The 13,289-nt window shown below is 48.0% G+C and carries 15 protein-coding genes; 5 read left to right on the top strand and 10 right to left on the bottom strand.

Annotated elements, in window-relative coordinates:
- Nucleotides 1-12 precede the first annotated feature (12 nt).
- Together SynSYN20_RS10600 and SynSYN20_RS10605 are read left to right on the top strand one after the other, a co-directional pair.
- On the top strand, nt 13-996 hold the full coding sequence (locus SynSYN20_RS10600; RefSeq protein ID WP_186523617.1) for a hypothetical protein: 984 nt from the start codon (nt 13-15) through the stop codon (nt 994-996).
- A gap of 11 nt (nt 997-1,007) precedes the next feature.
- Entirely contained in the window at nt 1,008-1,904 is an 897-nt protein-coding gene (locus SynSYN20_RS10605) for a sulfotransferase domain-containing protein (protein ID WP_186523619.1), read from the top strand.
- Nucleotides 1,905-2,798: 894 nt separating this feature from the next.
- On the opposite strand, the gene SynSYN20_RS10610 is transcribed toward SynSYN20_RS10605, so the two are convergent.
- The 4 genes from SynSYN20_RS10610 to SynSYN20_RS10625 form a co-directional block, all read right to left on the bottom strand.
- Complete coding sequence (locus SynSYN20_RS10610) at nt 2,799-3,590, bottom strand: transposase (protein ID WP_186523626.1); 792 nt, start codon at nt 3,588-3,590, stop codon at nt 2,799-2,801.
- A gap of 176 nt (nt 3,591-3,766) precedes the next feature.
- The gene (locus SynSYN20_RS10615; RefSeq protein ID WP_186523628.1) at nt 3,767-3,973 is read right to left on the bottom strand and encodes a hypothetical protein; all 207 of its coding nucleotides are present in this window, start codon (nt 3,971-3,973) and stop codon (nt 3,767-3,769) included.
- The gene (locus SynSYN20_RS10620; RefSeq protein ID WP_255476247.1) at nt 3,970-4,521 is read right to left on the bottom strand and encodes a hypothetical protein; all 552 of its coding nucleotides are present in this window, start codon (nt 4,519-4,521) and stop codon (nt 3,970-3,972) included. The genes SynSYN20_RS10615 and SynSYN20_RS10620 overlap by 4 nt, the downstream gene beginning before the upstream one ends.
- 450 nt (nt 4,522-4,971) lie before the next feature.
- Nucleotides 4,972-6,048 carry a site-specific integrase gene (locus SynSYN20_RS10625; RefSeq protein WP_186523631.1) on the bottom strand — a complete coding sequence of 359 codons (1,077 nt, stop codon included), beginning with the start codon at nt 6,046-6,048 and terminating at the stop codon, nt 4,972-4,974.
- A gap of 1,052 nt (nt 6,049-7,100) precedes the next feature.
- Here SynSYN20_RS10625 and SynSYN20_RS10630 point away from each other — a divergent pair.
- Nucleotides 7,101-7,739: a 2OG-Fe(II) oxygenase gene (locus SynSYN20_RS10630; RefSeq protein WP_186523633.1), complete on the top strand. Its 639-nt coding sequence runs from the start codon at nt 7,101-7,103 to the stop codon at nt 7,737-7,739.
- Between the two features lie 13 nt (nt 7,740-7,752).
- Here the strand turns inward: SynSYN20_RS10630 and SynSYN20_RS10635 are convergent, their stop codons facing one another.
- The 4 genes from SynSYN20_RS10635 to SynSYN20_RS10650 form a co-directional block, all read right to left on the bottom strand.
- Nucleotides 7,753-7,917, bottom strand: a complete 165-nt coding sequence (locus SynSYN20_RS10635; RefSeq protein ID WP_222929737.1) for a hypothetical protein — start codon at nt 7,915-7,917, stop codon at nt 7,753-7,755.
- The gene (locus SynSYN20_RS10640) at nt 7,914-8,120 is read right to left on the bottom strand and encodes a hypothetical protein (RefSeq protein ID WP_186523628.1); all 207 of its coding nucleotides are present in this window, start codon (nt 8,118-8,120) and stop codon (nt 7,914-7,916) included. Before SynSYN20_RS10640 ends, SynSYN20_RS10635 begins: the two co-directional genes overlap by 4 nt.
- Entirely contained in the window at nt 8,117-8,668 is a 552-nt protein-coding gene (locus SynSYN20_RS10645) for a hypothetical protein (protein WP_255476248.1), read from the bottom strand. The genes SynSYN20_RS10640 and SynSYN20_RS10645 overlap by 4 nt, the downstream gene beginning before the upstream one ends.
- Before the next feature lie 450 nt (nt 8,669-9,118).
- A complete protein-coding gene (locus tag SynSYN20_RS10650) occupies nt 9,119-10,195 on the bottom strand; it encodes a site-specific integrase (RefSeq protein WP_186523631.1) in 1,077 nt (358 codons plus the stop codon).
- Nucleotides 10,196-10,576: 381 nt separating this feature from the next.
- Between SynSYN20_RS10650 and SynSYN20_RS10655 the strand changes: the two genes are divergently transcribed.
- Nucleotides 10,577-10,759 (top strand): hypothetical protein, encoded by a 183-nt coding sequence (locus tag SynSYN20_RS10655; RefSeq protein WP_186523638.1) that lies wholly within the window; start codon nt 10,577-10,579, stop codon nt 10,757-10,759.
- A gap of 553 nt (nt 10,760-11,312) precedes the next feature.
- Here the strand turns inward: SynSYN20_RS10655 and SynSYN20_RS14725 are convergent.
- Together SynSYN20_RS14725 and SynSYN20_RS10665 are read right to left on the bottom strand one after the other, a co-directional pair.
- Nucleotides 11,313-11,615: a hypothetical protein gene (locus SynSYN20_RS14725; RefSeq protein ID WP_370586677.1), complete on the bottom strand. Its 303-nt coding sequence runs from the start codon at nt 11,613-11,615 to the stop codon at nt 11,313-11,315.
- Between the two features lie 241 nt (nt 11,616-11,856).
- The gene (locus SynSYN20_RS10665) at nt 11,857-12,090 is read right to left on the bottom strand and encodes a hypothetical protein (protein WP_186523640.1); all 234 of its coding nucleotides are present in this window, start codon (nt 12,088-12,090) and stop codon (nt 11,857-11,859) included.
- A gap of 437 nt (nt 12,091-12,527) precedes the next feature.
- Between SynSYN20_RS10665 and SynSYN20_RS10670 the strand changes: the two genes are divergently transcribed.
- Entirely contained in the window at nt 12,528-13,280 is a 753-nt protein-coding gene (locus tag SynSYN20_RS10670; protein WP_186523642.1) for a hypothetical protein, read from the top strand.
- Nucleotides 13,281-13,289: the final 9 nt, after the last annotated feature.

Raw genomic sequence — 13,289 nt, forward strand, 5'->3', positions numbered from 1 at the left:
ACAAGTGATCTGATGCGTCAAGGGCTCGGTCCAATCCGCACAGCGTTTGGTCTGCATTGGCGTTCAGACGATCTGGAAATTGAAGAACTGCCTGAACTGCTAGCTGACAGTGGCCAATCCCCTGCAGGGGAGGTGGTGATTGCCTCTGAAACTCCATCCAGCTGGCCGGATCTACCACCGGGTCCTCACGACACACCGTTTCTGCAGATGAAGCGAGGGGATTTACGCCTCACTGTGGAAGAGATCGGGCGGTTTCGCATCACAAACGGCACTCATATCGCTTGGCACCGGGAACATCCAGGCGTGAGCGATCAGGACATCCGTACCTTTCTGTTGGGGTCGGCGGTAGGGGCTCTATTGATCCAACGCGGCATGTTGGTGCTGCACGGCAATGCGCTCGAAAAAAACGGGCAAGCCATTGTGTGCATGGGGCATTCCGGAGCGGGAAAGTCCACACTGGCGTATGCCTTGATGCAGCAAGGCTGGCGGCTGCTCGCCGACGATCTGGTGGCGGTGACACCGCAGGGCATGGTGCTACCGGGAATTCCTCGGATCAAGCTTTGGCATGATGCCGCAAAGGCTTTCGGGCTGGATCCAAACACCTTGCCGCCGATACGCAATGCCATGCACAAATATCTGCTGATGGGTGAAGCAGTACAGCGGGCACCTGACGCTGCATCGCTGCAAGCGTTGTACGTCATCCACCAACGGCGAAACGATGCATCGAAAGCCGACGCCAACAGGATCACCCGGATCGTCAGCGAAAAAGCAGCTGCTTTACGCCTGCGCAATCAGGCCTTCCGGCCACGCTTTGTGAGAGGACTGGGGCAAGAGGGACCGAACTTCATGGCATTGGCACGCCTGCAGAGCAGCATCCCGATGGCGGTGCTGCCTTTGCCAAGCGGGATTGTCGCGATGCAGACCTGGCTCAGCGAACAGAACCTGCTGACCGCGGCGGCAGAAGCGGAAGGGCCTTCAGCGCAAGACGAAACATAGGAGCTGCGCCCATGAGCGAGAAAGAACCTTATTGGTATTTGGCGAGCTACCCGAAATCGGGTAACACCTGGTGCCGTGTGTTCATCACCGAATTGAGGCGGATTGCAAAGTTGGATTCTGCGGAAGCCACAGCTACAGCACAGGAATCGGAACGGGAGCTGCGACTGAACCAGGATTTGGCCACCGGATCAATCATGAGCAGCCGTCACTGGCTCGATGACCAACTCGGCATCGACACCAGTGATCTGCGCTGGGCGGAACTTGACCGCGTCCGCGGCAGGGTTGGTCATCAACGCGCTTTGTATTCCGATTGCCTTCGTTATCACAAAGTTCACGACGCATTTTTCAGTAGCGATTCAATGGGCAAGCCAGTGGTGCCAGTGGAGGGATGCCGCGGTGCCGTGGTGGTGATACGCCATCCAGCCGATATTGCAGTTTCTCTGAGCCATTTTTTTTCCTGGGATCTGGAAGGCTGCGTCGCATTTCTGCTGAACGAAGAAGCGGCGCTGTGTCGATCCAGCAAGCGAGGCGGACAACAGGTGCGCCAGTTCATGGGTAGCTGGGCGTCGCATGTGTGCAGCTGGGTGGATCAGAACAAGATTCCAGTGTTGTTATTGCGCTACGAAGATCTGTTAACTGAACCAATACAACATTTTAGCCAGTTGGCTTCATTTTTAGATCTACAAATTGATGATGAGTTAATCAAGCAGGCAGTTAAAAATACAAGCTTTGAGAAACTAAAAGCCAAAGAACAAGCTGAGGGAGGATTTCGCGAACGTCCCGATAGCTGTGAACGATTTTTTCGATCCGGCCGGAGTGGCGAAGGGCGTGAACAGTTGACTCCGGATCAAAAAGAACGGATGGAGGCCGGGTTCAAAGATGTCCTGCAGAGGTTTGGTTACCAATAAAAGATGCCTGAATCGCTGTACAACTTGGACGCAGTGGTGCACACCCCCTGAGCACATTTTTTCAGCGTCTCAGTTCTTCTCTGCAGGGGTTGCTCTGCGTTGCTGCTGAAACCTCAAAGTGCTGATGGACACTGCAGTTTCAGGCAGTACTGGGGGTTGGGCGTGGAGGACTGCTGAAACGGGTGTAGTTGCTTTGGTAAGTGCCTAAGAGATGCCTGAGGGCATTTTTTGATTGGAAACTGGATTATTGATTGACGTGGTTTGCTGCTGCTGGGATGCCTACAAAAGAGAAGCAATGGCATTCATTCATCCTTTTTGTATAACTAAATATATCTAGAAAGTATCGACGTGATACAGATTCATGGTTTTTGTATTAGTTGATACACCTGAGTGTCGTTGGTCGATTTATATTTTTACGATTATTGCATGCTTTGCGGATGATTATCAATCATTCTTCTGCTTTGAAGGAAGATTTAGTGCCCGCTCAAGAGAAATTGGAGTGGGTCACCCCGAAGATTTCACTGATGGAGGCGGAGAATACAGATGGTATAAGCAAAACAAGAACATCATCCGAAGGAGGTGTAAATACCATCCCAACGGGTCCTTCCTAACCAACTTTACCTCAAACCTCGCCACACCTACAAAACCAGTCAGCGGAAAGGGTCTGAAAGGACCCTTTTTTAGTAAGTTACGGTCATTTGAGGCGTTGATTACCTGGCACGGATGGCGCTGATTTTGAATTGGGCAGCAGGGTTGAGGGCGCTATTGATGTTTTCTTTGCCAGTAGATAGATAAGTTGCCGCAGCAAAGCAATGGCGACAATAAGTGTAACAAGATAACTGCTTGACGGTCTATTTATAAGTTTATTTTTCCTCCAATACAGCATTCTGTGCCCTAACTGCTATTCAGGCATTCGTCATCTACCCAGCGTGTTGCATTGCATTGGCGAAACGTCTGGGCGATGTGCTGCCATTCATCTGGTAGTTGCTGCAGCATTGGCAGGTTGAGTGGCAATGATTGCTGACCAATGCAGTGCCTGTGGCGTTTGCTATTGCCTTGTGCTCTTGCTGTTGTGGACTTGAGTAGGGCAATCAACTTGCTGCCCCATTGTCTGGTTTTGATTGGTTTTGATTTACAGCGGTATTTCCTGCAGAAGTGCTCATACCGCTTGGAGCACCCCGTCAGTGTGGGTGCCAGTTGCAGAAAGGCAGGATGCCACTGGGTGATGCCATCAGTTTCTAATCTGCTGTAGTGCCCGTAGTTGCTATAGGGGTCATAAAATCCTTTCCTTACTCCTGCTGCCTTTGGATTGGCGTGGATATAACGCAACGTATTCAGTGCCCTTTGATGGTCTTTAGGTGCAATCGCAGTGGCGTAATACCTTGCCTCCCAAAAATGCCCGCAACGCCCAGAAAGGCGGTTGAGTGCCATTGCGGCATACCAACCAACCCAATGCATCAGTTTGGGTAACTGTGTGGCATCTAAAGGACGCAGGAGCAGGTGAATGTGATTTGCCATCAGGCACACCCCATACAAATTGTGAGGCACCTTCTGTTGTGCTTTGGCAAGCACTACTAACAGCAGATCACGGCGAATGCGTTTTGCAATCAAGAATGCTCTGCTATTGCACCTCAGCGTGATGTGAAACGAATGCCCTTGCGGTAGTAAACGGCGTGAGCGGGGCACTTGGGTTGCTCTTGCTATTGGTTTTTACTTTGCTGCTCTGCCTTGTGCTGTTTTGTTGTATTCCTCCCGTATAAGACCAAGCACTAATGCCTCAAGGTTGCGAAAATGCTTTTGAGTGTTCTGTAGGTCTTGGAGCATTGCTTCTTCTACTGCTGGGATGCGTAGGGTCATGGTTTTCATTGGAAGGTCTCCTGCTGCTGTTGGTTTTGATTGTGATAAGTAGGTGATTGATTTTTTAGATGGCGTTTGAGTTTCTCTGCAATCGCTGCACGACAGAAGGCAGAAAGATTGAGATACTGATTTGCTTTGAGGTGCTGCAGGGTCTGTTGCAGGTCCTCGGCATCTCTGGCGGGGTAAGTAATCGTAAGTTGATTGCGTTTCATTGGTTACCTTTGCTGCGGTTGTAAGTGCATTGAGTCGTGGATAGAAGGTCACTGCTGAATGGGTCCAGTGATAGATGCTCTGGAGTTGTTTGTTTAGATAGGTAGTTGCTGATCCGCCAGTGGTCAGAAGGATCAGGATGAATGCGTTGAATATTTATTGATTTCCACTTGGATAATGCTTTGACCTTCTCAGGCAGGGTTTTGGAGAAGAGGTGCTCCACTGCTGCTTGAGTATTCAGTGATGATGGCAATGCTTCTACAATCAGGTGGGTGTGATATTGACCAGTGCCTTGATGGGATACTTCGTGGAAGAAAAGCAGTTTGGGGTAGGGATAGGCACCAGCACCTTTGATGCTCTTATTTCTTGCTTGATAGATAAGGCGCTGCAGTTTGCGTTTGAGGTCTTGGGTGTCGCCAAGCACTTCTGCTTCGTGGGTCTTGCCTTCGCTGTAGTGAAAGGAGATCAACCAATGGGGGTTGATGCTCTCTTGGAGGTGGTAATGAATGAGGTTCCTGATGCCACGCCTGAGGCGTTGGGTCTGGTGCATTTCTAGTTGAGTTTCTGGTTGTCTTTTTGATTGCATCTTTGTTGGTTGATATTCAGTTCCATTTGTTGCATTGAGATTTGGTGGTCTCTTATGGGTATAGGTCCCCTACTGACCCCAACCACCAATAAAAAAGGTGTTGAGGTCAATGATTGCTACTGCTATAAAATTGTTGATCAGCAGATGGTTGCTCCTCGTTCTACAGAGTGAGCACTACCGACAAAACTATTTATTCCTTTGACTGCTTTTGCAGGGTAAATTGTGTTGCTTTGCTGATAAACACTGACACCTTGCAGGCAAAGACCGCAGCAACAAAGGAGCGATTGCTGTTTATTTGATAGTTTTATTTGCTGTAAAAATAGATATTAGATTGCTTGACGATGCACCCACTTTTATAGATTGACTGCTGACCACTCTTTTGATTTTTATGTTCTGCTGTTGATCGTTTTGCTTTTATCTAGAAACCGTCCAACTTGGCATCTGCAACCGTCCTGTTGGTTTCGCATACGTTTCCAGCAACATCTTGGTGCTATGTCCTGCTGCTGCTGCTAAATCCGCTGGGGAGTTGCCCATCGCTAAGGCGTGAGACAAAAACGTATGGCGTTGGGCATACAGGCGGCGAGGTTGGAGACCACAGCGTTTCAGGGTCCTCTGCCACACCCGTGACAGCAGATGGTCATAGACATTGCTGTGGGTGTTGGGAGTGAGAAACACCAACCCATAGGGGTCATAGAGACCCAGTTGCTGCATCTGCTGCTGATGCTCTCTTAGGACTTCAGCAAGCAATGGGGTTAGCGGCACCAACCTCTGTTTGCCTGTTTTAGTGGGTCCCCAGATGTGTTGTCTGGATGAATACCCATCTCGCTTGAGGGTCTTATAGATCAAGATTTCACACTCATCCCAGCGGATGCAATCCCACGTCAGTCCCCTCACTTCTGCATTACGCATTCCTGTGCTTATCCATAGGCAAAAAAGTGGGTAAAACCAAGTTTCGTTGGTCTTGAGGTCTCCCAATACTGCTTGGATGTCGTTTACGGAAAGCACATCGCTCTGCACCTCTCGCTTCTTGATTTTCAGCGTGTGGGAGAAAAGGTATCTGTTATCGCCAGAGCAGGTGCGGCAGTGCATCAACACAGTGTTGATCGTGCCATTGCTCAGTCCCCGTTCCCGTTGCATCCAGACAATGAAACCCTCCACATCCCTACGACGCTTGAGTGGTTTGCCGTAACTCTGCAGCACTCGGTAGGCGTGGATGCTGCTGGATTGCCTGCTCTGGTCCGCCTTCTGTTTGAGAGCGAGAAGTAGTCCGACCTCGTGCCCTTTGACAGCAGGTTGGTAAGAGAGCAAGGAGGCATCCAAAATCCCCTGCTGCACATCACTCCAAATTTGAGCAGCAATGGCGCTTGCCTTTGCTTGGGCAACAGAGTCATCCCATCTGCCGATGCGGTTGATAAAGCGATCTCTTCCATCCAGTCGCATCCGCACTTGCACCACGCCATTGTTATTACGCAATGCAGGTGGTTTTTTCATCTGGCACTCAATACTCAAAGTCAAAAAAGACGTTGCTTACTACTACTTGGTCAACCCATTCTTGAGCAAGCAAGACATACTTTGGCGTAAATATTCTGTGTTGCAGCTGTTTGTAGCTATTGCCTGCAAAAGTAGTCAAACTAGCTTGTATATCAGCTTTTCTAACAATCAATCAAGCGAAACTCAAGTATCCAACTACTTCTTGCTGAACTTATGCGACATAGACGCAGTGGTGCACACCCCTTGAGCACCTCTTTTCAGCATCTCAGTGCTTCTTTGCGGGAGTTGCTCTGCGTTGCTGCTGAAACCTCAAAGTGCTGATGGTCACTGCGGTTTCAGGCAGTGCTGGGAGTTGGGCGTGGAGGACTGCTGGTGGAGGTGGTGTGGGGTTGTTGAGTGAATTGGAGGGATGCCTGAGGGCATTTTTTGATTGGAAACTGGATTATTGATTGACGTTTCATGCTGCTGCTGGGATGCCCTGTGGGATCTTGAGTGAGTGCTGAGGAGTGTGCGGTAGGTGATATTATCTTCTGGAGTATCCTGCGACTGACTAACGCATCATGACTTCTTCTAACAGCAATAATAACGACTTAGTTACCTCTCAAGAGAAATTGGAGTGGGTTACCCCAAAGATTTCGCTGACGTTGGCGGAGATTACTGAAGGAAAGGTGCAGTCATTTTGGTTAGCTAATCCTCACTAACTCTTTTGGTGCTTCCTGACCAACTTTACCTCAAACCTCGCCACACCTATAAATACCAATCATCGGAAAGGGTCTGAAAGGACCCTTTTTTAGTAAGTTGCGGTCATTTGAGGCGTTGATTACCTGGCACGGATGGCGCTGATTTTGGATTGGGCAGCAGGGTTGAGAACGTTATTGATGTTTTCTTTGCGAGTAAATAGATAAGTTGCCGCAGTAAAGCAATGGCAACAATAAGTGTCACACGATAACTGCTTGGCGGTCTATTTATAAGTTTATTTTTCCTCCAATACAGCATTCTGTGCCCTAACTGCTATTCAGGCATTCGCCATCTACCCAGCGTGGTGCATTGCATTGGCGAAACGTCTGGGCAACACTATCCAATTAGATGAAGATTATCCTATACAATGGCAACAACGTAACTCAATTCCAAGCATGAATCTCAAGAGATATATCTTGGATGGCGTAATCAGTGGCGAAGAATTACTTTGGATTTATCACCGATTACTCGAAACACCTCTCTGGACGCTTTCGCGTACATCAACAGGACCAGGCAGAAACATGATCCCCTTCATGGGATTTCCAGGCCTCGGGATTGAAACGCGTGGAGAGGTTCATAACGAATTCCTTTCTGGTTACTTTCGCTCACTAATATTCAGGGTCAAGCATCAACTCAAAAAGGATTATAGCGCTCAAATACCCTCAGAAGTCAAGAGAATACATGTTGGAGGAAAGTCATCCTTTTCCAGGACAAAGTTTCACTCTGATTCAAAAGACGAGAGTGATTGGACTATTCTTGGGTTTCTCAATCCAGTATGGAATGCCAAAGATGGTGGTGAATTTTATTTAGACAAAGAAAAGATTGAATATAAGGCAGGGCGTTTTGTTGTATTTCCCTCTTACATTGAGCACGATGGAGGTTATGTCGTCAATGAGTCACTGTCCTATTGGCGTGTTGCAGCCAACATCATCCTAACTAAGCCCGAAAAATAAAATAACAGCGAGATCATGAAACATTACTCTGCCCCCTGCCCTGTGCTGTTTTGCTGTATTTCTGCCGTATCAAATCTAGCAACAATGTCTGCATGTCTCTAAAGGATTTGTTGGTCTTTTGCAGTTCTACAAGCATTGCTTCTTCTACTGCTGGGATGCGTAGGGTCATGGTTTTCATTGGAAGGTCTCCTGCTGCTGTTGGTTTTGATTGTGATAAGTAGGTGATTGATTTTTTAGATGGCGTTTGAGTTTCTCTGCAATCGCTGCACGACAGAAGGCAGAAAGATTGAGATACTGATTTGCTTTGAGGTGCTGCAGGGTCTGTTGCAGGTCCTCGGCATCTCTGGCGGGGTAAGTAATCGTAAGTTGATTGCGTTTCATTGGTTACCTTTGCTGCGGTTGTAAGTGCATTGAGTCGTGGATAGAAGGTCACTGCTGAATGGGTCCAGCGATAGGTGCTCTGGTGTGCTCTGTTTGCTCAGGTAGTTGCTGATGCATTTGTAGTCAGTGTCGTGCTGGTGAATGCGTTGGATGTCGATGGATTTCCACTTGGATAATGCTTTGACCTTCTCAGGCAGGGTTTTGGAGAAGAGGTGCTCCACTGCTGCTTGAGTATTCAGTGATGATGGCAATGCTTCTACAATCAGGTGGGTGTGATATTGACCAGTGCCTTGATGGGATACTTCGTGGAAGAAAAGCAGTTTGGGGTAGGGATAGGCACCAGCACCTTTGATGCTCTTATTTCTTGCTTGATAGATAAGGCGCTGCAGTTTGCGTTTGAGGTCTTGGGTGTCGCCAAGCACTTCTGCTTCGTGGGTCTTGCCTTCGCTGTAGTGAAAGGAGATCAACCAATGGGGGTTGATGCTCTCTTGGAGGTGGTAATGAATGAGGTTCCTGATGCCACGCCTGAGGCGTTGGGTCTGGTGCATTTCTAGTTGAGTTTCTGGTTGTCTTTTTGATTGCATCTTTGTTGGTTGATATTCAGTTCCATTTGTTGCATTGAGATTTGGTGGTCTCTTATGGGTATAGGTCCCCTACTGACCCCAACCACCAATAAAAAAGGTGTTGAGGTCAATGATTGCTACTGCTATAAAATTGTTGATCAGCAGATGGTTGCTCCTCGTTCTACAGAGTGAGCACTACCGACAAAACTATTTATTCCTTTGACTGCTTTTGCAGGGTAAATTGTGTTGCTTTGCTGATAAACACTGACACCTTGCAGGCAAAGACCGCAGCAACAAAGGAGCGATTGCTGTTTATTTGATAGTTTTATTTGCTGTAAAAATAGATATTAGATTGCTTGACGATGCACCCACTTTTATAGATTGACTGCTGACCACTCTTTTGATTTTTATGTTCTGCTGTTGATCGTTTTGCTTTTATCTAGAAACCGTCCAACTTGGCATCTGCAACCGTCCTGTTGGTTTCGCATACGTTTCCAGCAACATCTTGGTGCTATGTCCTGCTGCTGCTGCTAAATCCGCTGGGGAGTTGCCCATCGCTAAGGCGTGAGACAAAAACGTATGGCGTTGGGCATACAGGCGGCGAGGTTGGAGACCACAGCGTTTCAGGGTCCTCTGCCACACCCGTGACAGCAGATGGTCATAGACATTGCTGTGGGTGTTGGGAGTGAGAAACACCAACCCATAGGGGTCATAGAGACCCAGTTGCTGCATCTGCTGCTGATGCTCTCTTAGGACTTCAGCAAGCAATGGGGTTAGCGGCACCAACCTCTGTTTGCCTGTTTTAGTGGGTCCCCAGATGTGTTGTCTGGATGAATACCCATCTCGCTTGAGGGTCTTATAGATCAAGATTTCACACTCATCCCAGCGGATGCAATCCCACGTCAGTCCCCTCACTTCTGCATTACGCATTCCTGTGCTTATCCATAGGCAAAAAAGTGGGTAAAACCAAGTTTCGTTGGTCTTGAGGTCTCCCAATACTGCTTGGATGTCGTTTACGGAAAGCACATCGCTCTGCACCTCTCGCTTCTTGATTTTCAGCGTGTGGGAGAAAAGGTATCTGTTATCGCCAGAGCAGGTGCGGCAGTGCATCAACACAGTGTTGATCGTGCCATTGCTCAGTCCCCGTTCCCGTTGCATCCAGACAATGAAACCCTCCACATCCCTACGACGCTTGAGTGGTTTGCCGTAACTCTGCAGCACTCGGTAGGCGTGGATGCTGCTGGATTGCCTGCTCTGGTCCGCCTTCTGTTTGAGAGCGAGAAGTAGTCCGACCTCGTGCCCTTTGACAGCAGGTTGGTAAGAGAGCAAGGAGGCATCCAAAATCCCCTGCTGCACATCACTCCAAATTTGAGCAGCAATGGCGCTTGCCTTTGCTTGGGCAACAGAGTCATCCCATCTGCCGATGCGGTTGATAAAGCGATCTCTTCCATCCAGTCGCATCCGCACTTGCACCACGCCATTGTTATTACGCAATGCAGGTGGTTTTTTCATCTGGCACTCAATACTCAAAGTCAAAAAAGACGTTGCTTACTACTACTTGGTCAACCCATTCTTGAGCAAGCAAGACATACTTTGGCGTAAATATTCTGTGTTGCAGCTGTTTGTAGCTATTGCCTGCAAAAGTAGTCAAACTAGCTTGTATATCAGCTTTTCTAACAATCAATCAAGCGAAACTCAAGTATCCAACTACTTCTTGCTGAACTTATGCGACATGGACGCAGTGGTGCACAACCCCTGAGCACCTCTTTAGTACTGTCTCTGCAGTACCTATGGGGAGTGGTGGGCCGCGGGTGCTGAAGAGTGAGGCAGCACCGCAACAGGTGGGTTATAATGCCTACAGTTGATACGTTGTGTATAGTAATTTCCTGACTGATGACTTCTGCTGACCGCAACGACGACTTATCGCCTGCTCAAGAAAAGTTGGAATGGGTCACCCCGAAGATTTCGCTGATGGAGGCGGAGAATACTGATGGGAAAGTATTTCCGAATCCCTCTGAATGCCCTACATCCAAGATCTTTTGCACGATCCTCAGCTTGAATAATGCTCCTTCCTAACCAACTTTACCTCAAACCTCGCCACACCTACAAAACCAGTCAGCGGAAAGGGTCTGAAAGGACCCTTTTTTAGTAAGTTACGGTCATTTGAGGCGTTGATTACCTGGCACGGATGGCGCTGATTTTGAATTGGGCAGCAGGGTTGAGGGCGCTATTGATGTTTTCTTTGCCAGTAGATAGATAAGTTGCCGCAGCAAAGCAATGGCGACAATAAGTGTAACAAGATAACTGCTTGACGGTCTATTTATAAGTTTATTTTTCCTCCAATACAGCATTCTGTGCCCTAACTGCTATTCAGGCATTCGTCATCTACCCAGCGTGGTGCATTGCATTGGCGAAACGTCTGGGCGATGTGCTGCCATTCATCTGGTAGTTCCCGCAGCGCAGGCAGGTTGAGTGGCAGTGATTGCTGACCAATGCAGGATCGATGGCGTTTGCTGTTGCCTTGTGCTCTTGCTGTTGTGCATTTGAGACGGGCAATCAACTTGCTGCCCCATTGTCTGGTTTTGATTGGTTTTGATTTGCAGCGATAGTTCTTGCAGAAGTTGATGTATCACTTAGAGCATCCTTTGAGCGTAGGTGCCAGTTGCATAAATGCTGGATGCCACTGCGATAATCCATCTACTTCCAATCTGCCGTAGTGTCCGTAGTTGGAAAATGGGTCATAGAAACCCTTACGCACTCCTGCTGCCTTTGGATTGGCGTGGATATCCCGCAGAGTATTCAGTGCTCTTTGATGATCTTTAGGTGAAATCGCAGTGGCGTAATACCTTGCCTCCCAGAAGTGCCCGCAACGCCCGCTCAAGCGGTTGAGAAGCATTGCGGCAGGTGGCGTTTGGGGCGGGGCATTGCTCAATGAATTGTGGGTTTTACTTTGCCCCCCTGCCCTGTGCTGTCTTGCTGTATTCCTGCCGTATCAAATCTAGCAACAATATCTGCATGTCTCTAAAGGATTTGTTGGTCTTCTGCAGTTCTATAAGCATTACTGCTTCTGTTGATATTGAGCATCAGAGTGTGGTTGGTTCTCGCTATTTGATTAAGTCTCAGATCGCTGAGTTGATATAAGCCTCGAGCTCGTGGTTCTGATTCGATCAGTTTTATTTCTGCACTTGCCCAAACCCAACAAGTTCATTCAGCAATCTGATTGCACCGATTGCATTGCTCTCCCGCCCTGCAGCAACGGCATCAGTAGCGATCTGCTCCAGCATCTGTACTTTGCTAGCCAGCATGTCGACACGGTCAATATCTCCTAGATCAGCCTTCACCAAGTCCCTTGCTTCGCGGACGTATCGGGAAGCTTGTACTGAAGACAGCCCCCAGCTTTCGGTCACATGGTGCATTAGCTGCCGTTGAGACAAACCTTTCACAATTAGGTTGGCCAAAACTTCAATGCGCGCCGTCTTCTCAGCTCTAGTGCACTTCTTTCCCATACTGTTAATTATGCCAACTCTTCATGGGTGTAATCGTCACGATTACAGCCGATGATGTTGTCGGATGGAGGAAGCTATTGATCAGATTGAAGGAAGAATCGCTAAGTATTTGCGTTCATAGTTCGGCCTGAATAACTTCAGTGCCATCAGTAGCTCCTGCAGAAGAGTCAGCGTCATCTGAGTGTCGAGGGTCATTGGGTTAACTTAACTGCTTAAAGCATTGCCCTCAGCAGCAAAAAACCCCGCCATAAATCTAGGGGATGTAAACTAATTTCTCTTGGCCTGGATTATTGAATCTTTCTTTATTGATGTACCGGTACAAAGCAAGAGCCCATCGGATGGCTTGGACCTGGACCCCATATGTTGAGACGAGAAGAAGATCAATCTCACTTGAAAGCAAAATTGAATCAAATGACACAGACGCCTTGATCAATCGACTGGAGGCAAATAGGCCCCAGACCTCAGCAATCATGACGAGAAAGCCTGCAATGCAGACGGTCGATGATTTCCATGACATTCGTCATGAAAAACTGGTTGCTTTACTGGATGATCAGCCAAGAACAGAGCAACTTGGCAAAATTCACAACCGGTTATTCGGCAAAGAAGCACATTCAAAATCAATCAAATACCCATCAAAAACAAGAGATTGCCTACTCGAATGGGAGTGGGAATATCGCTCAGATGGCGAGAATGAATTCGGAGAGATTCGTGCTGAAGGGACCTTCTTTACAGACTATGACCAGGACGGAGATGGTTGGCATGAAATCTTCTCTATTCGTGGTCAATACAATCATGAAAACATCACCGGATTATTCCCTGCAGGCGAATCAATTCCCGGAAATTCGCCATTTGAAGGAGACAATCTGATTAGAGTAGGCAATGGCAACAAACAAGAGCCTGAGGCGCAGCTTTCAGGAGATGGTTTTCAATTTGCGCTAGAGGATGGCTCTTTCGTTAATGTCTTTTTTGCATCTTTCCTTGCGCCCCCTGGTTATCTTGAGTTTCACAGCAGAGAACCTTTTCCAGAAGGGAATGTGTTGCCAAATACTGAGATCGAAGTTTGGTTCGAAGCGAAACCTGATTTTATTTGAGCAGCAGAG

Source organism: Synechococcus sp. SYN20, assembly GCF_014279555.1.
Taxonomy (GTDB): Bacteria; Cyanobacteriota; Cyanobacteriia; order PCC-6307; family Cyanobiaceae; genus Synechococcus_C.

Bases quoted from the DNA above. Each gene is read 5' to 3' on its own strand.
- SynSYN20_RS10670 (WP_186523642.1), top strand. From the start codon at position 12,528: ATGGCTTGGACCTGGACCCCATATGTTGAGACGAGAAGAAGATCAATC.
- SynSYN20_RS10625 (WP_186523631.1), bottom strand. From the start codon at position 6,048: ATGAAAAAACCACCTGCATTGCGTAATAACAATGGCGTGGTGCAAGTG.
- SynSYN20_RS10605 (WP_186523619.1), top strand. From the start codon at position 1,008: ATGAGCGAGAAAGAACCTTATTGGTATTTGGCGAGCTACCCGAAATCG.
- SynSYN20_RS10650 (WP_186523631.1), bottom strand. From the start codon at position 10,195: ATGAAAAAACCACCTGCATTGCGTAATAACAATGGCGTGGTGCAAGTG.
- SynSYN20_RS10640 (WP_186523628.1), bottom strand. From the start codon at position 8,120: ATGAAACGCAATCAACTTACGATTACTTACCCCGCCAGAGATGCCGAG.
- SynSYN20_RS10615 (WP_186523628.1), bottom strand. From the start codon at position 3,973: ATGAAACGCAATCAACTTACGATTACTTACCCCGCCAGAGATGCCGAG.
- SynSYN20_RS10635 (WP_222929737.1), bottom strand. From the start codon at position 7,917: ATGAAAACCATGACCCTACGCATCCCAGCAGTAGAAGAAGCAATGCTT.
- SynSYN20_RS10600 (WP_186523617.1), top strand. From the start codon at position 13: ATGCGTCAAGGGCTCGGTCCAATCCGCACAGCGTTTGGTCTGCATTGG.
- SynSYN20_RS10645 (WP_255476248.1), bottom strand. From the start codon at position 8,668: ATGCACCAGACCCAACGCCTCAGGCGTGGCATCAGGAACCTCATTCAT.
- SynSYN20_RS10655 (WP_186523638.1), top strand. From the start codon at position 10,577: ATGACTTCTGCTGACCGCAACGACGACTTATCGCCTGCTCAAGAAAAG.
- SynSYN20_RS10620 (WP_255476247.1), bottom strand. From the start codon at position 4,521: ATGCACCAGACCCAACGCCTCAGGCGTGGCATCAGGAACCTCATTCAT.